Source organism: Devosia psychrophila (assembly GCF_000971275.1).
Classification (GTDB): Bacteria; Pseudomonadota; Alphaproteobacteria; order Rhizobiales; family Devosiaceae; genus Devosia; species Devosia psychrophila.
Genome location: NZ_LAPV01000039.1, coordinates 1 through 18,401, shown reverse-complemented (window position 1 = coordinate 18,401; position 18,401 = coordinate 1). Strand labels below are relative to the sequence as shown.

Here is an 18,401-nt window from a genome sequence, read left to right as displayed (position 1 = left end):
GCAAAACCACGCCTGTGGCGTGATTTTAGGTGATAAGGCCATGAGGGCTATGCCCGAATGGCAGGTGGGGGTACCCCAGGAAAACCCTTCCGGCCGATTACTAAGCCGTCTCGCTAGCCGCAATTCTCAAACCCCAGTCCAGCAATTCCCGAGCCACCTCGGCAGTGCTACCCTCAACATAACAGCGCAGCTCCGGCGCATTGCCCGACGCCCTGAAATGCACCATGTCACCCGACCCAGTGCGAAATTGCAGTCCATCGATCTGCGTCAGCTCCGCAATGCCATACGGCGTAAACAGCTCACGGGCATAGGCCTCGTCACCAGACAGCCGTGTCAGGAAAGCTGCACTGCGCTCGTTTGGCACATTCTGCAAACGATCGGCCAGCGCATGCTGCAACGGCAGGGCCGCTACCAGCTCCGCCACACCGACGCCCTTGCCCGCCGCCAGTCCCAGCACGCAGAGCAGTGGCAAGATGGCGTCGCGTGTCGGCAGCGGTGACAGCGGCTTCCCGGCAACGCTCACCCCGTCGCCCACGAATGTCCCGCCATTGGCCTCGAACCCGATCACCGAGCCCGTCGCGCCCATCATCCCCTCGATCACATACGGCGACCCCACCCGGGTCCGCACCACGCGGCTGAAGGAGCCCGTCCGCTCGATCCCCGAATTTGAAGTCACGGGCGTCACCACGGTCCGCGCGCCGAGATAGCGCGCCGTAATCAGCCCAAGCACGTCGCCGCGCACGAACTCGCCCCCTGCATGCATCAGCAGCGGCCGGTCACCGTCACCATCAGCCGAGACCACCGCATCGAGGCCATGCTGCTGCACCCAACTCGCCAGCGGCGCAAACACCGCGTCGCTGAACGCCTCGGTGTCCACCGCCACGAAGCTGTCACGGCGGTCGAGGGCGATCGTCTCCGCCCCAAAATGCTGCAGGATGCGGGTCAGCAGATCGCGCGCCACGGTGGAGTGCTCGAATACCCCCACGCGCACCCCGGCAAGAGCACCCTCCGGCAGGAGACTGGCAAACCGGGCGAAGTACCGCCCCGTCGCCGCGTCGCCCTCGTCGGAAACAACCTCAGTCAGGTCAGCAACAGGATCATCGCCCAAAGCCGCCAGAATGCCGGCTTCGTCGGCCTTGCTGATCTCCCCGCCCGGCACGTAGAATTTCAGTCCATTGCGATCAACGGGAATATGACTGCCCGTCACCATGATCGCCGGGCAACCCGCCGCCATTGCATGATAGGCTAGCGCCGGCGTCGGAATTGCCCCGCAATCCACTGGCGTCAGTCCCGCCGCGACAATCGCCGCCGCACAATCGGCCGCGATAGCCGGGCTCGATGGGCGGAAATCCTGCGCCAGGAATACCCGGCCGCCACTGTCCTGACCGAGGCTCTTCAGATGGTGCAGGAAAGCCGCCGTATAGCGACGGGCCGCCTGCCCTTGCAGTTCCACAGCGAGCCCGCGCAGTCCGCTGGTGCCAAATTTCAGGCTGCTATCCAACACTGAATTCTCCAACACAATCAATTATATCCATAGTGCTGCTTGTACCATTCCGCGAACCGCGCCACGCCCAACTGCACCGGCGTCTCCGGCACGGTCCCGATCAGCGCCCGCAACAGGCGGGTGTCAGAGTCGGTTGCCACCACATCACCCGCTTGCATCGGCAACATGTTGAGCTTGGCCTCAACCCCGGCAGCCCGCTCCAGCGTCCGGATAAAATCCATCAGCGCCGTCGGCTTGCCACCAGCAATATTGACCGTCCGAAACGGCGCTACCGCCGACAGGCTGTCTTGCTCCACCGGCTTGCCGGTCTCCGGCGCCTTATCCATCAACGCCGCAATCGCCGCCACCAGATCATCGATATAGGTGAAATCACGTCGCATCTTGCCAAAACCATAGACGTCGATGGCCCGCCCTTCCAGCATGGCGGACAAAAACTTGATCGGCGCCATGTCCGGCCGGCTCCAGGGGCCATACACCGTAAAAAACCGCACGCAGGTCGATGGGATCTCGAACAGATGGGCGTAGGAATGCACCATCGCCTCGCCCGATTTCTTGGTCGCCGCATAAAGCGAAACCGGCCCATCCGCCCGATCCGTCTCGGCGAAGGGAAGCTTGGTATTGCCACCATAAACCGAGCTGGTCGATGCGAAGATCAGGTGCTTCGGCTTGTGATGGCGGAGCGCTTCGAGCAGATTTGCCGTCCCCACCACATTGGACTGGATATAGCTCTGCGGCGCCTCGAGGCTGTACCGCACCCCAGCCTGCGCCGCGAGATGCACGACGATCTCAGCCGCACTAGACGCTACCGCATTTGTCAGCGCCGCAGCGTCTTCCAGCATGCCCTCGATCTGCACGAAGCGGTCCTGCCCATGCAATATTGCCAGCCGGGCCCGCTTCAGCGCCGGATCGTAATAATCTGTTAGCCCGTCAAACCCGGTAACCTGGTGGCCCTCGGCCAGCAGCCGCCGCGCCAGGTGAAAGCCGATAAAGCCGGCGGTGCCGGTCACGAGAATCCTCACAGCGGCTCCCCGGCGGCGCCGACCGATTCCGGCACGCCATCGGCAATCGCGCCGGCTGGCCTGCCAATACTGGTGTAGTCGAAGCCGTGTCTAACGACCTCGTCACGCCTGTAGATATTGCGGAGATCGACGAACACTGCGGATTTCATAGCCGCCTTGATACGCGCGAGATCAAGCGAACGAAACTCGTTCCATTCCGTCACCAGCACAAGCGCATCGGCATCGACTGCCACTTCATAGGCGCTGTCGGCAAAATCCACCGTTCCATCGACCAGCATCCGCGCCGCCACCATGCCCTGCGGGTCATAAGCCACGACATGAGCACCCCGATCTACCAGCCCCTGGATGATATCGATCGAAGGCGCCTCGCGCATGTCATCGGTATTGGGCTTGAACGTCAGTCCCAGCACGCCAATCGTCTTGCCGCGCACATCGCCGCCACAAGCCGCGATCACTTTGCGCGACATCGCCCGCTTGCGCTGCTCGTTGATGGCGATGGTGGTCTCGACCAGCCGCATCGGGCTATCATGATCCTGCCCTATCTTGACCAGTGCCAGCGTGTCCTTGGGAAAGCACGAACCACCGTAGCCGGGCCCGGCATGCAGAAACTTTGCCCCGATCCGGTTATCCAGCCCAATCCCACGCGCCACCTGCTGCACATCGGCTCCGGTCGCCTCGCACAGATCGGCAATCTCGTTGATGAAAGTGACCTTCATCGCCAGGAAGGCATTGGCCGCATACTTGGTCAGTTCGGCCGTACGCCGCCCGGTAAACATCAGCGGCGCCTGGTTGAGATATAGCGGCCGATACACTTCGGTCATCACAGCCCGCGCGCGCTCGTCCTCGATCCCCACCACGATGCGGTCCGGCCGCTTGAAATCCTCAATCGCTGCGCCCTCGCGCAGGAATTCGGGGTTCGAGACCACCGCTATATCGGCTTCTGGGTTGGTAGTGGCAATGATCTGGGCAACCTCATCGCCGGTCCCCACCGGCACCGTCGATTTGGTCACCACCAAGGTGAAGCCGCTCACCGCCGTCGCAATCTGCCGTGCCGCTTCGTGGACATACGTCAGGTCTGCATGGCCATCGCCACGACGCGATGGCGTCCCTACAGCGATGAACACCACTTCGGCGCCGGCCACGGCAAGCTTGAGGTCGGTGGTAAATGTCAGCCGGCCGGCGCCCAGGTTGCTCCTGAGCAGTTCGACCAATCCGGGTTCATAAATCGGGACTTCGCAGCGGTTCAAGGCATCGACCCGGGGCTGGTCCTTGTCGACACAAACCACGTCATGACCAAAATCGGCGAAGCACGCCCCCGTTACCAGCCCGACATACCCTGCTCCGACAATGGCAATTTTCATTGGAGGCTATCCCCTGCAACCCGAACAATATCTAGCGCGGTTGCCTCTATCGCTACACGCCATATTTGATCGTCTGATGTCGTGCTTGCATGGTGATCGAGGCGCCTGCGGCACATCTCATTGCCCATCCGACGGCGGGCCGCGCATTTTCTTGACGTCCGAACGCACCGACTTGGCGTCCAACCGCCGCCGCTTGCTTGCCAGCGTCGGCCGCGTCGCCACCCGCGCCTTGGGCACATGCGATCCCTCTACCAGCATAGCCACCAGCCGTTCCTGTGCATCCGACCGATTCATCGGCTGGTCTCGATGCGAGTTGGCGACGATGACAATCACGCCATCCTTGGTCAGCCGCTTGCCCGCCAGCACGCCAACGCGACGCTTCATCGCCTCGGGAATATTGGGAGAATTCGTTAGGTCAAAGCGCAGCTGCACCGCGCTCGACACCTTGTTCACATTCTGCCCGCCCGGACCGGTCCCGCGCACGAACGTTTCCTCGATCTCCGACGGATCGATGAAAATGAATCGGGTGATGTGGATGGGGTCAGGCATGACAGAAAGAATACCCCCACCTAGCCTCCCCCTGAAAAGGGGGAGGAACACCATCGCATGCGTTGCACAATCTCAGACAACCACCACCCAGGCTCCTCCCCCTATCAGGGGGGAGGCTAGGAGGGGGTATCCAACAAGAACTCTTCCGCCCTAGTTTCGGTACCGACCCGCGAAGATAATCTCACCCTCATGAATAGTGAGCCCCTTGATCGTCGCCCTGTACTTCCCCGGCATGCCCTCGGCTTCGACGACCCAGCCCTTCTTCAGCATACCGGCGAAGACCTTTTCGCCGATATCCTTGAAGTCACCCGGCCCCAGCGCTTTCTCTTCGCCGAGCAGCGACAGGGCCTTGATTTCGCGATTGGACGGACGCTGTGGCATCAGGCGGCCTTTGCAACCTTGAGATCCGGCGCGGTCGCTTCGGCGATCAGCGCCACCATCGCATCCATGAACGGCTCGACCTTCTGGCCGTCGCTACCGAGACGGCGAACGGAAACAGTACCCTCCTCGGCCTCGCGCTTGCCCACCACGAACATCAGCGGCACCTTGCCGACCGAGTGCTCGCGCACCTTGTAGTTGATCTTCTGGTTGCGCACGTCCAGCTCGGCCCGAATACCCGCCGCCTTGAGCTGGTTCACCAGCTTGACCGCATAGTCATCAGCGTCCGACACGATGGTCGCCACGACAACCTGCGTCGGTGCTAGCCACATCGGCATCCGGCCGGCATAGTTCTCGATCATCATGCCGATGAAGCGCTCCAGCGACCCGAGGATCGCGCGATGCAGCATCACTGCATACTGTCGTGACCCGTCCTCGGCGATATAGGTCGCGTCGAGCCGTTCCGGCAGCACGTAGTCGAGCTGCAGCGTTCCCACCTGCCACGACCGCCCGATAGCGTCCTTGAGGTGAAATTCTAGCTTGGGCGCATAGAACGCGCCCTCCCCCTCGGCGATCTCGAAATCATAGCCGGTGGCGCGCAGAGCATCGCCCAGTGCCTTTTCGGCCGCGTCCCAGCGCTCGATGGTGCCGCCGAACTTCTCCGGACGCGTCGCCAGCTTGATGACGACGTTCTCAAAGCCCATGTGGCCATAAACCGAATACAGCAGATGCACGAAATGCTCTGTCTCGGCCTGGATCTGGTCCTCGCGGCAGAAGATATGCGCATCGTCCTGCGTCATCTGACGAACGCGCATCAGCCCATGCAGCGCGCCGTGCGCTTCGTTGCGATGGCAGCAACCAAATTCCGCCATCCGCAGAGGCAGATCGCGATATGACTTGATGCCCTGGTTGAAGATCTGCACATGTGCCGGGCAGTTCATCGGCTTGAGCGCCATCAGATCGCCCTTGCCGCTCAGCACCGGCCCGGTTTCTTCCGTGCCGGGCACTTCGTCCGGCACCACGAACATGTTTTCGCGATACTTGCCCCAATGGCCCGACTGCTCCCAGAACTTGGAAGACATCAGCTGCGGTGTCTTCACCTCGACATAGCCGGACGAATTCAGGCGGCGACGAATATACGCCTCCATCTGATTATACAGCACGAAGCCCCGCGGGTGCCAGAACACCGAACCCTGCGCCTCCGACTGGAAATGATACAAGTCCATTTCCTGGCCAATCTTGCGGTGGTCGCGCTTTTCGGCCTCTTCCACCATGTGCAGATAGGCTTCCAGCTCTTCCTTGGTCGCAAATGCCGTGCCGTAGATGCGGCTCAGCACCGGATTATTGCTGTCGCCGCGCCAGTAGGCACCGGCAACCTTGGTCAGCTTGAACGCCATGCCGACATCCTTGACCGTGCGCATGTGTGGTCCACGGCAAAGATCGATCCACTGGCCCTGCTTGTACATCTTGAGCGACTGGTCCGCAGGAATGGCATCGACCAGCTCGACCTTGAAGTTTTCGCCCCGGGCATTGAAAAACGCCTTGGCCTGGTCGCGCGTCCAGACTTCCTTGGTGAAGGCCGCGCCGCGTTCGATGATCTCGGCCATCTTCTTCTCGATAGCCGGGAAGTCTTCCTCGCCGAACGGTTCGTCGCGCTTGAAATCGTAATAGAAGCCGTTCTCGATAACCGGCCCAATCGTCACCTGCGTCGTCGGCCACAGCTCCTGCACCGCTTCGGCAAGCACATGCGCCGCATCGTGCCGGATCAGCTCCAGCACGTCCTTGGACCCACTGTCGCGCGTCACGAACTCGATCTTGCCATCGGCGTCCAGCGCATCGGAAAGGTCGCTCAGCACGCCATTCCAGCGCATCGCCACCGTCTTTTTGGCCAGGCTCTTGGAGATGCCTTCGACCACGGTGGTCCCGGTAGTGCCACGCGCATAGTCGCGAGCTGCACCGTCGGGGAACGTCACCTTGATCGTCATTGTAGATCTCCAGAAATAGGGTTCGCTGCTGCCTTTTCAGCAACAAGGCGGCCTGTCTAGCACGGTTTTCGTTCACTGCCAGCCCAATGCCGCGCCCTTTTGGTCCGTGCCACAATATGGTCAGAAATCAAAACCGGAAACGTTTTCGATCTTCGCCTCGCAGTAGTCGTAGGCGTCGTTCACAAAGATGAGCAGATGTTGATTGCGGAGAAACTGCGCATCCCGGGAAAACTTAGCCCTTAGTGCTCCCTTAGGAGCAAGAGGATGACCAAATCCAGCCGTCCATATCTCGGGCGTGAGGAAACCAAGGGATTCACTAGCCTCGTGCAACGAGCGCTCCGTGACTGTGTCGCAGATTTCGCCCGTTATGATCGTAATTCCAAGGGCCGGCCTGTACTTGTCCATCAATCGCACAATCGCGGCCGGTAAGTCTTCGCCCTTGGACGGCATCGCTTGAGCAGACACAAATGTGCTGCCGAAAAGCAGAATAGCCGATCCGGCTACGATGGTTAGAACAGCCTTATCCAATGTCTGCTTACTTCTCACTAAGACTGGTCATTCGACCTACATATTTTATTTCCAGCGCCCATAACCCCACGGCTGGTACCAGTGTGCATCGGACGGCACCGCCTCCGGCACCGGGTCATAGCCATGCGTGCCACCCGGACGGCAGCGCACGAAGCGCGCCAGCCCCATCCAGCCGCCCGGCCAAAAGCCGAAGTTCCAGATCGCGTCGCGGGTATACTCCGAACAGGTGGGCAGGTGCCGGCAACTTCGTCCCATGAACATCGACAGCGTGTAGCGATACAGCGTGATCAAAAACACTGCCGCGATTTTGAACGGCAGATCGACCACCCGCCAGAACAGCCCGCTGACTCGATCCATCAGCCTTCGACCACAACCGATTCTGCCGACTCGATCTTTTCCAGCGCCTCAACCACCGCATCAAACACCAGCAGCGTTGACATATGCCGCGCGCGGTATTCTCGCACCGGCTCAAGATACGTCAGGTCGCTCCACTTGCCCCCCGGCGCCGCGCCATCCTCCTTGAGCATGGCATACATCTGCGCTCTCACTTCCCGGAACTCACCCACCGGCGTTCCGACAATCTCCCGCGCCACCACCGCCGCAGAGGTCTGTCCCAGCGCACAGGCTGAAACGTCGTGGCCATAGGCCACGATCACTCCGCTGCGCACCACCACGTCCACCTCGATCACCGAGCCGCATACCCGGCTCACCTTGCGCGCAGTGGCATCAGGCTGCGCTAACCGCGCCGGCTGCAGCGCATTGCCCGCCAGGTCCAAGATTTTCTGGGAATAGAGATCGCTGAGTTCCATCAACCAAACAATTCTGTTTCTTGTGAGCGCTGCCCCGCCCCCTTATATAGGGTGTCCCACGCGGGCTGTCAGGGTCGCTGTTTCCCCCTGATGATCCAAATGATCCAAGATCGCTCTGGCCTCGTAGAATGGCCAAGTGCACAGGAGCTGACCACGATGGATGCCCCCTCCAAGCCGTTCGGCTCTGTCTTGATGTCCACAGCCCCCTATCCTCGTCCCAGCCGCGAGGAAGCCGAAGCCGCCGTGCGCACGCTGCTCGCCTGGGCCGGTGATAACCCCAACCGCGAAGGCCTGCTCGAAACCCCGGCGCGCGTCACCCGCGCCTACGGGGAATTGTTCTCCGGCTACGAGCAGGACGCCAGCACCATACTGTCGAAGACTTTCAAGGAAGTCGGCGGCTACGATGATATCGTCCTGGTCAAGGATATCCCGTTCAGTTCGCATTGCGAGCACCACATGGTGCCATTCATCGGCAAGGCCCATATCGCCTATCTGCCCCATGATGGCGTCGTCGGCCTATCCAAGCTTGCTCGTCTGGTGGAAAGCTTCGCCCGCCGCCTGCAGACCCAGGAAAACCTGACCGCGCAGATCATCGACGCCATCAACGAGCATCTTGGCCCGCGCGGTGCCGCCGTCATGCTCGAGGCCGAACACATGTGCATGTCGATGCGCGGCGTCCGCGCCCATGGCGCCTCCACCATCACCCAGCGTTTCACCGGAGTGTTCGCCGAGGACCGCCACGAGCAGGACCGATTCTTCGCCATGATCAAGCGCTGACTCCGAACCGTTCCGTAGGGCGGATCGCTCCAGCGGAGCGATTTGAGGCGAGGAGGCCATGAGAGCTATGCTCGAATGGCCCAGACGTGCTGCAAGTTGGATCCCATTCCTACCCTCGTGTGAGGATGTCCAATGGGAAGATGAGCCGCTGCTCCATCTGGATCATTCGCCCTTGCGGCGCTAAAAGGCCCTATGACCCTCACATTCTCCGATCCTGCGCCCCTTACCCATGACCAGCTTGAGGAAGGCACGGCCTTCGCTCCGCGCTTCGACGCACATGGCCTCGTGACCGTCGTCACAATCGAGGCCGGCAGCAATGACGTGCTGATGCTGGCGCATATGAATGCCGAGGCGCTGTCGCTGACCCTTGAAACCGGGTTGGCCCATTATTGGTCCCGCTCGCGCGCAAAGCTTTGGAAGAAGGGTGAAACCTCAGGCGAACTGCAGGAGGTTGTCGAGCTGCGTGTCGACTGCGATCAGGACGCCATCGTCCTGATGGTAAACCAGACCGGCCGCGGCGCCGCTTGCCACACCGGTCGCAAAAGCTGCTTTTACCGTCGTGCGACGGTCAATGGCGGAGCCGTCACCCTGCAAGATACCGGCCTGCCAAAGCTGTTCGACCCCAAGCAGGTCTACCGCGGCTGACTAGGTGACAGTTTTGCGACGAACTGCTGATTGCGCACGGTTTCGTGAGCTCTTTTGACCTATCGCCTTATTCTGGCAAGAATCTTGGAACTCTTAGGGACAACGGCATTTTTCGTCGGGTTTGACCCGGTACGAGCTATGCCTTTTGAGAAGGTCCCATATGCAACAACTATTTGCACTATGCGGCGTTCGAGCTTTGCCGAAGAAGTCGGCTTAACAAGACCCACAGGGCATTAGCGTTGAAGCGTCACCTTACAAACATGCCAACTCGCCGTCGGTTCCTTCAAGGAATCGTTGCGATATCTCTTTTAAGCACCACTGCCTTGACCGCGCCCGCATTTGCTCAGGTGGCGCCGGACGCAGAGTTTGCTTTCGACTTCGACAGCTTCAGTGCGCGCATGCAGGAAATTGCAGCTGCAGAGTTCGTCCCTCCGTCGCGCGACCTGCCCGAGGCCTTCGCCAATCTCGACTACGACGCTTACCGGCGCATCCAGTATCGCACCGATGCCAGCAAATGGGTCGATGACGGAATCGGCTATCGCATGCAGGCCTTCCATATGGGTTGGCTATTCCCCGAGCCTGTGCAGGTTTTCGAGATCGTCGGCGGCAAGGCCCGCTCGATCGGTTTTAGCGCGGCCGATTTCGATTATCACGATGACGCAGTGGCCAACGCTGCCGCAGGCGTTGAAACCTTTCCAGGCGTCGCCGGCTTCCGCATCAACGCGGCAATGAATAGCCCCGATCGCTTCGACGAGGTCGTGTCGTTCCTCGGCGCCAGCTACTTCCGCGCCCTCGGCCGCAACAACAATTATGGCCTCTCGGCCCGCGGCCTGCTGATGAACACCTGGATTGAAGGCCCGGAAGAATTTCCGCGCTTCTCCGAGTTCTACGTCGAAAAGCCCACCTCGGTTGGCACCTCGATGACCATCTATGCGGCCCTAGAAAGCCAGTCGGTTGCCGGCGCCTATCGCTTTGTGCTGACACCGGCCGGCGAAGCGCACCAGGAAACCACGCTGGAAGTCACTGCGCGGCTGTATTTCCGCGGCGACGTCAAGGAACTGGGCATTGCCCCGCTGACCTCGATGTATCTTTTCGCCGAGGCCAACCGCACCGGCTTCAACGATTACCGTCCGCAGGTCCACGACAGCAATGGCCTGCTGATCCAGAATGAAGCTGGCGAAGTCACCTGGCGCGCGCTCAACAACGCCGCGACGCTTGGCACCGCCTATTTCTGGGAAAACAATCCACGCGCCTTCGGCCTGTATCAACGCGGCCGCGACTTCGAAAGCTATCAGGATGCCGGCGCCCATTACGAGCGTCGTCCATCGCTGCGCATCGAGCCGATCGGCAACTGGGGCCAGGGTCATATCCGCCTGGTCGAAATTCCATCGCGGCTTGAAGGTGACGACAATATCGCCGCCTTCTGGATCCCCGAGGAAAAGGCCACCGCCGGCAGCTCGCGTGAATTGAGCTACCGCATGGTCTGGGGCGACCTCAATCCGGATTCGGCGAGTCCGATTGCTCATGTAAAGGAAACTCGCAGCGGCATCGGCGGTGTATCCGGCGTTGAAGCTGTTGAGAATTTCAAGAAATTCGTCGTCGATTTTGCGGGTGGCGAGCTCGCAGGCATGATGGATGAGACCCAACTCGAGGCAGTGGCCGAGGCAACAGGCGGAACTATAACAAGTTCCGTGCTTTCCCGTGTTGATGCGAATGGAGTGTGGCGTCTCGTGCTCGACGTAGAAACCGGTGATTCCACCAGCGTTGAGCTCAAGGCCTATGTAATGGGCCTTGGCCGAAAACTGACTGAAACTTGGCTCTATCAGTGGAGGCCCTCGCATGAAGCATAGTGCAGATTTTCCGTTCGCCCGGGCCTTGCCCGATGCCCCCTTGGACATGCCAAAGCAGATGCTTGAGCGCCGCAGTCTCCTCGACTTGCTGCGTATGACGCTGTCCGCTCTTACCGGGCGCTAGGTCCTCGGGTACTGCATGTTTCTACCTGCGTTTTTTCGATTGGCCACATTGTCGGTAGCAGCGACCCTCACCGTGCTGGGGGCGCATGTTTTCCTGCGCCTGACCGGCGAAGGCGGGCTGACTGCGGTTGACTTTCTGCGTACGGCCCTCGTTGCCTTCAGCGGCTTCTGGCTGGTCTGGGGCAGTTCCGCCGCCATTCTGGGCGTTTTCCGTCCTGTCCGCATCGACACCGGCAAATCAGGCGGCGGGCCGCAGGGCATGACGGCGATCCTGGTGCCCGTGTACAACGAGGATCCCATCGCGACATTCTCGCGCATTGCCGCGATGAACCGCAGCTTGGTGGACCTCGGGATTTCCCACAAATTCCATTTCGTTATCCTGTCCGATACGCAGGTCATGGAAACTGCCGCCCAGGAGGTGGTCTGGTTCAATCGGTTGATTGAGGAGCCCGACGCCATCGGTCGCATCTTCTATCGTCGGCGTGAGCGCAATATCGGCCGCAAGGCTGGCAATATCGAGGATTTCATTGCGCGGTCGGGTGCTGCCTATGACTACGCGCTGATCCTGGACGCCGATAGCCTGATGGAAGGCGCCACCATCGCTGCCATGGCACGCCGCATGGATGGCGATGAGCAGCTGGGCCTTCTACAGACAGTTCCTCACGTGATCCACGCCAGAACTCTCTTCGGTAGGTCCCTGCAGTTTGCCTCTACTTATCTCTCTCCCACTTTCGCCCGTGGCGCGGCCCTGATGGCTGGAAACGAAGGCCCCTACTGGGGCCATAACGCGATGGTGCGCATGCGGGCCTTTGCAGCGTGTTGCGGGCTTCCCGTGCTATCTGGCAAGCCACCGTTTGGCGGCCATATCCTTAGCCACGATTATGTCGAAGCTGCCCTGCTCTCGCGCGGCGGCTGGAAGGTCAATCTCGACCCATCGATGACCGGTTCCTACGAAGAAGGTCCGGAAAACCTCATCGAATATGCCAAACGCGACCGTCGCTGGTGCCAGGGAAACCTACAGCACGCTCGCTTGGTTGACGCGCCCGGCCTCAAGATTTGGAGCCGTTTTACCTTCATCCAGGGCATCATGGCCTATATGGCCTCCCCGCTCTGGCTTCTCCTGCTCGCAGCCAGCGTGATCGCCGCCTTGTTTCCCGACATGCCCACGGCCATGCCCGGCTTCGTGAACATCAACTTCAGCGCCTGGACTCTGATCGTGGCGGTAGCTGTCGTCCTGCTGCTACCCAAATTCGCCATTCTGTCGCGCGGCATGTTCGACGGCCACAACCGTCGTTTCGGCGGGACTCTGCGGTCGCTGGCCTCCGTTCTGGGCGAGATCGTCGTTTCTACATTGTTGGCGCCAACCCTGCTTCTGCTTCAGTCGCGCTCCGTCATGCAGGTGTTGCTCGGGATCGATGGCGGCTGGCCCGCCACCACCCGGGGCCAGAATTGGGTCGATCTGAAAACCGCGTTTCATGCCAGCTGGTGGATTGTTGCCATCGCCATACTGACGCTCGGCGGCATCCTGATCTTAGCCCCCGCCAGCGCTGTCTGGGTTGCACCTGCAATGGTCCCGGCAATTCTGGCGCCGTTTCTCATCTCCATCACATCGCGCCCGACCAGCAATGCCGGCACGCCACTACTTTTCGCGACCGACTCGGAATTGAGCCGGCCATCTATCGTCGACGCGCAGCGGGCAATCTTTGCCGCCTGGACTGGTCAGGGGACGCAGGATGCGGGCCTGATAACCGTGAGAACCGCGCAGCATGTCACTGCCTGATTCCACCTCCTACCGCGCGGCGGGCCTGCTGGGCCCAAGCTGGGTCCGCGCCATCTTGTCGCCCGCCACCGCCCAACCCGCCACGCCTCTCGGCGGCCGCGACGAACGCCTCGACATGTTCCGTGGCCTTGCCCTGGTGATGATATTCATCAACCATGTACCCGGCACGGTCTATGAGACCTTCACCAACCGCAATTTCGGTTTTTCCGACGCGGCCGAAGCCTTCGTATTCATGTCCGGCATGGCGGCAGGCCTCGCCTATTCAAACCGTTTCCGCAGCGGCAGTCTCTGGGCCGCCATCGCCAAGGTCTGGGCCCGGGCCCGCCAGCTGTATTTTGTGCACATCGTCATCACCATGCTCAGCCTGGCAATCTTTGCCGGTGCTGCAAAGTGGTTCGGCCTGACGGACCTCCTGACGAAAAACAATATCGCCCCGCTGTTCCAGCAGCCGCTGGGCACGCTGATCGGCATTCCGCTGCTGACCCACCAGCTCGGCTATCTCAACATCCTGCCGCTTTACATGACCCTGCTGCTGGCCACCCCCCTTGTCCTGATGGCCGGCCTGCGCAGGCCGTGGTTGGTGCTTATCGCTTCGGTGGCACTCTGGATCGTAGCCGGCCAGCTCCGCCTCAACCTGCCGGCCTTCCCCAATCCCGGTGGCTGGTTCTTCAACCCATTCTCTTGGCAGATCCTGTTCGTCATCGGCCTGCTCTCTGGCGCCGCGATGAAGGTCGGAGGCCGGTTCATCCCCTGGTCGCCGGTGCTGTTTGGGCTTGCGACCGCTTTTCTCGTCTTCACCCTGCTGTGGATGAAAGTCCCACCCGTCGGTCGCACGATGAATGGTGCCATGGGATGGCTCAGCAGCCTGGGTGTGCCCTTCTATATCACCTGGTTCGACAAGACCTTCCTCTCCCTGCCGCGCCTGCTGCACGCCCTGGCCCTGTTCTACTTCCTGGGCCACCTGCCGATCATGCGCCGCTTTGCCGCCGGCGCCTTTGCCACCCCCTTGCGGCTGATGGGTCGCCAAGGTCTTGCGGTCTTTGCCACAGGCACGGTGCTCTCCATGCTGTTGCAGTCGGTCAAGGCCGGCCACCCCGGCAATGACCCTATCTTCGACGGCGTGATCCTCGGCTCCGGGCTGCTGTTCCTTGTCGCCCTGGCATGGGTGCTCACCAAGACGGCTGAAATTACCCGCATTAAGGCGCCGACAAAGCCTTAGCTCTTCCGCTCGAACAGCCCCACCAGCAGTATCCCTGCAAAAAACCCGCCGAGATGGGCCTGCCACGCCACAGACATTTCCATGCCCGTCACCAACGGCAGCAGCGGCACGGCAGCGTTCAAGACCACCCAGATCAGGATGAAAAACCGCGCCCGGCTATCGCGCCACAGGTCGGCAAAGCTCGCCAGCTTGCGCCCCACCACCACGCGCTGCCCGGTCTCAGGATGCTCCGCCACGATCACTGGCTGGAAGATGAAACGGCACGCCGCCCCGGTCAGTCCTGCAACACCACCCGATGCGCCGATCAGATATGCCCCCGACAGCAGCGTCGTAGCCGCGAACAGCGCCGCGCCGGCCGCCGCCGAGACAAAAAAGATCGCCAGCATCGGCCCAGCCCCATAGCGCCGAGCCACCGGCGTTGCGAAAATCGCGAACCAGGCCGAGTTGACCAGCACATGCTCCCACCCGCCATGCATCAGGGCGTGGCTGAACGGCGTCCACAGCAACGGAATCGCCAGCGACGGATCGCTCCCAGCCGCCACGATGCGCAGCGGCTGGAAGGCAAACCAGAACACCAGCTGCACATAACCGTCGGGGTTTAGAACCACGGTTGATGCCAAATGAATGGCGATCAGCACGCCAATCACCGCCGTAACCGAGCCCGGCAACAGGAAAACCGGCTCCCGCCTGCTCTGGCCCGGATTCACTGGCAACTGACTTTGTTCATTCATCGTTTCGCTCCGACTCGCTGGCGCCCCGCGCCTTACGCTGTTCTTTTCCACATGCAGCCGCCGACGTTAACCTTAACTCTTCTTTAAGAGGGCTTTTGTCGCCGGGTTTTGACAATGTCGGCATTGCGGCGGCTGCACTCCACGGGGGGAGCGCCCGCCTATATTGGGCGGGTCGAGAGAACAATGCAAAAAACAAGTACCAGGACGCTTTACGAATATTGGAACACCATTCGTGGTGCTCGTAGCGCGCCTGATCGCAAGGATATCGACCCGACCCGTATCCGAGAGGCCCTGGCAAATACTTTCATCCTGGAACTGGACGAGAGCGAAAATTTCTCGTTCCGCCTCGCCGGCAGCCACCTGTGCACGGCCTATTGCCGCGAACTCAAGAGCCGTTCTTTTTCGGCCCTCTGGCATGATCGCGATCACGACGCCATGGAAACCCTGATGCGCGCAGTGACCGAAGATCACGCCGTCGCGCTGGTCACTTTCCAGGGCACCACCGCGCTTCACACCAAGGTCAGCTTCGAAACCATCCTGATGCCACTGCGTCACAATGGTTCGACCCACACCCGCCTGCTCGGCGCCATGACGGCCCTCGATGAGCCCTATTGGCTCGGCGTGCAGCCCATCATGGAACAGCGTATCACCGGCCTGCGCCTGATCTGGCCTGACGATGTCGCCTTCGAGGACTCGGTCCGCGAAGTCGCCGCGAGCGTGGTCAACGAAAGCAACTTCGTCTCCGGTCCGGCCCCCATCGCCATGCCCGCCATGGTCTATGGCCGCACCGCCCGCCGCTACGCCCATCTCGCCGTCATCGACGGCGGCCGTCAGTAGCATTTGCCCGTAAGGAAAAACGCGGCATTTCATTTAAATATCAGCGATCTGCGCGGAATCTCACCGCGCCGATCCACGATCAAAAACACTTTGCGTTAACTAAGACACGCTAGTTTGCTCGGGACATCGAGTGCCCTGGCGGTCCGGCAAATGCTGAGCGACAACCTTCCTTCATCGCAGTTTATCGCCCCCAATCGCACGCGTGCGGAGGCCAGCCGCTTCCAGCGCGTCCGCGTCTCGGTGCTTGGCCGCTACATGCTGGCCGATCGACGCGAATTCCCCTGCCAGATTCTCGAAATGTCCCCCGGCGACGCCGCGGTCATAGCGCCAGTAGCGGGTGTCGATGGCGAAAAGGTCATCGCCTATATCGACCACATCGGCCGCATCGAAGGCACCATTCAGAACCAGATAGAGGGCGGCTTCCTGATGGATATTGCCGCCTCCCCCCGCAAGCGCGACAAGATGGCAGCCCAATTGACCTGGCTCGCCAATAAGGACGTGCTCAATCTCCCGGAAGACCGCCGCCACGAGCGCGTCGTCCCCGATATTCGCCACTCCACCGTCGTCCTCGACGATGGCCGCCGCTACAATTGCAAGATCATCGACATTTCCCTCTCCGGCGCCGCCGTCGAACTCGACGTACGTCCCGCCATGGGCACGCCGATCACGCTCGGCCGCATGCGCGCCCGCGTCGTCCGCCACTTCCAGAACGGCGTCGCCGTCGAATTCGCCTCCGCCCAGGAAATGATCACCGTCATCCAGCAAAACCTGCGGATGAACTAAGGCACTGCCTTCCCCCGCGATGTCATTCCGGCGAAGGCCGGAACCCATCCTGAGATGTCAGCGCCACCCGAGATCGCCGCGTAAGACTCCCCGTCGCAGATCTTCCACCCAATCCCCTGCCCCGCATGGTTAATCCCCCCAGAATCTAATCGATAAAACACGCATAAAATGTGCATCTCAGTTTTCGGATCGGCCTAATCCGCAGTCCGTAACGTGGTCTCCATCAGGGAGACCGCACAATGTCATCGAACAAAAAGGAACTGCGAGCCGAGTTGTTGGGCGCCATCCTGGCGCTCGCCGCTTTCGTCGCTCCCGTCCAGGCACAGGACGCCACCAACATCGCGTTCATCCAGACGTCCACTACTGCTACCAGCATTCCGGTTGGCCATCTCAAATTCTGCAAGAGCCGCCCCGAAGAATGCCGCGCCAATGTCAATCCTGTCGCGACCGTTCCGCTCGACGACCAGCGCTGGCAGCAGCTGCTCAACGTCAACGCCTACATCAACCAGACCGTGACCCCCGTCACCGACCAGGACCTCTATCAGGTTTCCGAATTTTGGACCTATCCCAACGGCTACGGCGATTGCGAAGACTACGCCCTGGCTAAGCGCCGCGAGTTGATCAACGCCGGCTGGCCAGCCAGCACCCTGCTGATGACCGTGGTCAAGCAGGCTAATGGCGAAGGTCATGCGGTGCTACTGGTCCGCACCGATCGCGGCGATCTGGTGCTCGACAACCAGGTCGGCTCGGTCGACCTGTGGAGCCAGACCCCCTACCAGTTCATCAAGCGCCAGTCCCAGGCCAATGCCGGCCAGTGGGTCGACATGATGGACGACCGCAACATCACCATCACCGCCGCCATCAAGTAGCACTTCACAAGTTTCGCTGTCACAGAGGAGCGAAGAAAACTTAGGCAGGCCGAGGCGAAGATGCCGGGCCGCGAGAAGTTCTGAGATTGGTTGGAAAATGTCCGGTGGACATTTTCAATCGAAGAACGCTCGTAGGGCTATGGCGCAGCGTACGTTCAAGTACGTGAGCACCGGAAGCGCAGCGGGTCGGCATTTGCAGACCCGCATCACTAAGTTAGCGAGCTCCGAGGGTTCCAGTTCCCGCCCGGGTCTTAAGACCCAGCCTATCCCTGATAGGGGACTGATGAATAAGGCCAGCTTCTCGCGAAGCTGGCCTTATTGCTTTTGCCTCTGCCGATCCAGGATCGAGACAAAAAAGCCCCAGCGAGTGTAACGCTGAGGCCGGCATCTGTCTTTGGAGGACACCGTTAAAACGCACCATCCTCAATTTCGTTCCACGGCGTCTAGCACGGTCAAAAATGCCTCGAAGGCTGCGAGTATTTCCTAGGGTCCGGACCCAATAAGTGGATTCCCATACCAATCGGGCCGTGATTCACTGCCTCATTGAGGAGGCGGTGATTATGGGTGATTTCTTTTGGTTTTCCGATGCGCAGTGGGCCCGGATCGAGCCGCTGCTTCCAACCGACGTGCGCGGCAAGCCCCGGGTAGATGATC

At 60.8% G+C, this 18,401-nt stretch carries 19 protein-coding genes and 1 pseudogene; 10 read left to right on the top strand and 10 right to left on the bottom strand.

Annotated features, from left to right (window positions below; genetic code table 11):
• Positions 1–100 precede the first annotated feature (100 nt).
• The 9 genes from WH91_RS03485 to WH91_RS03445 all read right to left on the bottom strand — a co-directional run bounded on the left by WH91_RS03485 (position 101) and on the right by WH91_RS03445 (position 8,133).
• Positions 101–1,504 (bottom strand): phosphohexomutase domain-containing protein, encoded by a 1,404-nt coding sequence (locus tag WH91_RS03485; RefSeq protein WP_171910592.1) that lies wholly within the window; start codon positions 1,502–1,504, stop codon positions 101–103.
• Positions 1,505–1,521: 17 nt separating this feature from the next.
• Positions 1,522–2,523 carry an NAD-dependent epimerase/dehydratase family protein gene (locus WH91_RS03480; RefSeq protein WP_046169628.1) on the bottom strand — a complete coding sequence of 334 codons (1,002 nt, stop codon included), beginning with the start codon at positions 2,521–2,523 and terminating at the stop codon, positions 1,522–1,524.
• Positions 2,520–3,884 carry a UDP-glucose dehydrogenase family protein gene (locus WH91_RS03475; protein WP_046169627.1) on the bottom strand — a complete coding sequence of 455 codons (1,365 nt, stop codon included), beginning with the start codon at positions 3,882–3,884 and terminating at the stop codon, positions 2,520–2,522. Before WH91_RS03475 ends, WH91_RS03480 begins: the two co-directional genes overlap by 4 nt.
• A gap of 117 nt (positions 3,885–4,001) precedes the next feature.
• Positions 4,002–4,433 (bottom strand): alternative ribosome rescue aminoacyl-tRNA hydrolase ArfB, encoded by a 432-nt coding sequence (arfB, locus tag WH91_RS03470; protein ID WP_046169626.1) that lies wholly within the window; start codon positions 4,431–4,433, stop codon positions 4,002–4,004.
• A 150-nt stretch (positions 4,434–4,583) separates the two neighbouring features.
• The gene (locus WH91_RS03465) at positions 4,584–4,814 is read right to left on the bottom strand and encodes a hypothetical protein (RefSeq protein WP_046169625.1); all 231 of its coding nucleotides are present in this window, start codon (positions 4,812–4,814) and stop codon (positions 4,584–4,586) included.
• The gene (gene thrS / locus WH91_RS03460) at positions 4,814–6,796 is read right to left on the bottom strand and encodes a threonine--tRNA ligase (protein ID WP_046169624.1); all 1,983 of its coding nucleotides are present in this window, start codon (positions 6,794–6,796) and stop codon (positions 4,814–4,816) included. The genes WH91_RS03465 and thrS overlap by 1 nt, the downstream gene beginning before the upstream one ends.
• Before the next feature lie 120 nt (positions 6,797–6,916).
• Positions 6,917–7,324, bottom strand: a complete 408-nt coding sequence (locus WH91_RS03455) for a hypothetical protein (protein ID WP_143078237.1) — start codon at positions 7,322–7,324, stop codon at positions 6,917–6,919.
• 45 nt (positions 7,325–7,369) lie between these two features.
• Entirely contained in the window at positions 7,370–7,681 is a 312-nt protein-coding gene (gene yidD / locus WH91_RS03450; RefSeq protein WP_046169622.1) for a membrane protein insertion efficiency factor YidD, read from the bottom strand.
• On the bottom strand, positions 7,681–8,133 hold the full coding sequence (locus WH91_RS03445) for an iron-sulfur cluster assembly scaffold protein (protein WP_046169621.1): 453 nt from the start codon (positions 8,131–8,133) through the stop codon (positions 7,681–7,683). The genes yidD and WH91_RS03445 overlap by 1 nt, the downstream gene beginning before the upstream one ends.
• A gap of 156 nt (positions 8,134–8,289) precedes the next feature.
• On the opposite strand from WH91_RS03445, the gene folE reads away from it, so the two are divergent.
• The 6 genes from folE to WH91_RS03420 all read left to right on the top strand — a co-directional run bounded on the left by folE (position 8,290) and on the right by WH91_RS03420 (position 14,527).
• Positions 8,290–8,910, top strand: a complete 621-nt coding sequence (gene folE, locus WH91_RS03440; protein WP_046169643.1) for a GTP cyclohydrolase I FolE — start codon at positions 8,290–8,292, stop codon at positions 8,908–8,910.
• 192 nt (positions 8,911–9,102) lie between these two features.
• Entirely contained in the window at positions 9,103–9,555 is a 453-nt protein-coding gene (hisI, locus tag WH91_RS03435; protein ID WP_046169620.1) for a phosphoribosyl-AMP cyclohydrolase, read from the top strand.
• A 323-nt stretch (positions 9,556–9,878) separates the two neighbouring features.
• On the top strand, positions 9,879–11,405 hold the full coding sequence (locus tag WH91_RS03430; RefSeq protein ID WP_199533490.1) for an OpgD/OpgG family glucan biosynthesis protein: 1,527 nt from the start codon (positions 9,879–9,881) through the stop codon (positions 11,403–11,405).
• Entirely contained in the window at positions 11,395–11,529 is a 135-nt protein-coding gene (locus WH91_RS25730) for a hypothetical protein (protein WP_280140251.1), read from the top strand. The genes WH91_RS03430 and WH91_RS25730 overlap by 11 nt, the downstream gene beginning before the upstream one ends.
• Before the next feature lie 15 nt (positions 11,530–11,544).
• Entirely contained in the window at positions 11,545–13,308 is a 1,764-nt protein-coding gene (gene mdoH, locus WH91_RS03425) for a glucans biosynthesis glucosyltransferase MdoH (RefSeq protein ID WP_074797766.1), read from the top strand.
• Entirely contained in the window at positions 13,295–14,527 is a 1,233-nt protein-coding gene (locus WH91_RS03420) for an OpgC family protein (protein ID WP_082101974.1), read from the top strand. The genes mdoH and WH91_RS03420 overlap by 14 nt, the downstream gene beginning before the upstream one ends.
• Here WH91_RS03420 and WH91_RS03415 read toward each other — a convergent pair.
• Entirely contained in the window at positions 14,524–15,258 is a 735-nt protein-coding gene (locus tag WH91_RS03415) for a rhomboid family intramembrane serine protease (RefSeq protein ID WP_046169618.1), read from the bottom strand. The two genes, WH91_RS03420 and WH91_RS03415, sit on opposite strands and share 4 nt — an antisense overlap.
• A gap of 183 nt (positions 15,259–15,441) precedes the next feature.
• Here WH91_RS03415 and WH91_RS03410 point away from each other — a divergent pair, with 183 nt between their 5' ends.
• From WH91_RS03410 to WH91_RS24855, 4 genes and pseudogenes are all read left to right on the top strand, one after another.
• The gene (locus WH91_RS03410) at positions 15,442–16,095 is read left to right on the top strand and encodes a PAS domain-containing protein (protein ID WP_046169617.1); all 654 of its coding nucleotides are present in this window, start codon (positions 15,442–15,444) and stop codon (positions 16,093–16,095) included.
• 150 nt (positions 16,096–16,245) lie between these two features.
• Positions 16,246–16,878: a PilZ domain-containing protein gene (locus WH91_RS03405; RefSeq protein WP_074797762.1), complete on the top strand. Its 633-nt coding sequence runs from the start codon at positions 16,246–16,248 to the stop codon at positions 16,876–16,878.
• Positions 16,879–17,117: 239 nt separating this feature from the next.
• The gene (locus WH91_RS03400; protein ID WP_046169616.1) at positions 17,118–17,747 is read left to right on the top strand and encodes a transglutaminase-like cysteine peptidase; all 630 of its coding nucleotides are present in this window, start codon (positions 17,118–17,120) and stop codon (positions 17,745–17,747) included.
• A 560-nt stretch (positions 17,748–18,307) separates the two neighbouring features.
• Positions 18,308–18,401, top strand: a pseudogene (locus tag WH91_RS24855) (IS5/IS1182 family transposase); the annotation flags it as partial.

Excerpts from the sequence above, each read along its gene's own strand:
- WH91_RS03475 (WP_046169627.1), bottom strand. The coding sequence starts at position 3,884 with ATGAAAATTGCCATTGTCGGAGCAGGGTATGTCGGGCTGGTAACGGGG.
- arfB (WP_046169626.1), bottom strand. The coding sequence starts at position 4,433 with ATGCCTGACCCCATCCACATCACCCGATTCATTTTCATCGATCCGTCG.
- WH91_RS03465 (WP_046169625.1), bottom strand. The coding sequence starts at position 4,814 with ATGCCACAGCGTCCGTCCAATCGCGAAATCAAGGCCCTGTCGCTGCTC.
- thrS (WP_046169624.1), bottom strand. The coding sequence starts at position 6,796 with ATGACGATCAAGGTGACGTTCCCCGACGGTGCAGCTCGCGACTATGCG.
- yidD (WP_046169622.1), bottom strand. The coding sequence starts at position 7,681 with ATGGATCGAGTCAGCGGGCTGTTCTGGCGGGTGGTCGATCTGCCGTTC.
- WH91_RS03445 (WP_046169621.1), bottom strand. The coding sequence starts at position 8,133 with ATGGAACTCAGCGATCTCTATTCCCAGAAAATCTTGGACCTGGCGGGC.
- folE (WP_046169643.1), top strand. The coding sequence starts at position 8,290 with ATGGATGCCCCCTCCAAGCCGTTCGGCTCTGTCTTGATGTCCACAGCC.
- hisI (WP_046169620.1), top strand. The coding sequence starts at position 9,103 with ATGACCCTCACATTCTCCGATCCTGCGCCCCTTACCCATGACCAGCTT.
- WH91_RS25730 (WP_280140251.1), top strand. The coding sequence starts at position 11,395 with ATGAAGCATAGTGCAGATTTTCCGTTCGCCCGGGCCTTGCCCGATGCC.
- mdoH (WP_074797766.1), top strand. The coding sequence starts at position 11,545 with ATGTTTCTACCTGCGTTTTTTCGATTGGCCACATTGTCGGTAGCAGCG.
- WH91_RS03420 (WP_082101974.1), top strand. The coding sequence starts at position 13,295 with ATGTCACTGCCTGATTCCACCTCCTACCGCGCGGCGGGCCTGCTGGGC.
- WH91_RS03415 (WP_046169618.1), bottom strand. The coding sequence starts at position 15,258 with ATGAATGAACAAAGTCAGTTGCCAGTGAATCCGGGCCAGAGCAGGCGG.
- WH91_RS03410 (WP_046169617.1), top strand. The coding sequence starts at position 15,442 with ATGCAAAAAACAAGTACCAGGACGCTTTACGAATATTGGAACACCATT.
- WH91_RS03405 (WP_074797762.1), top strand. The coding sequence starts at position 16,246 with ATGCTGAGCGACAACCTTCCTTCATCGCAGTTTATCGCCCCCAATCGC.
- WH91_RS03400 (WP_046169616.1), top strand. The coding sequence starts at position 17,118 with ATGTCATCGAACAAAAAGGAACTGCGAGCCGAGTTGTTGGGCGCCATC.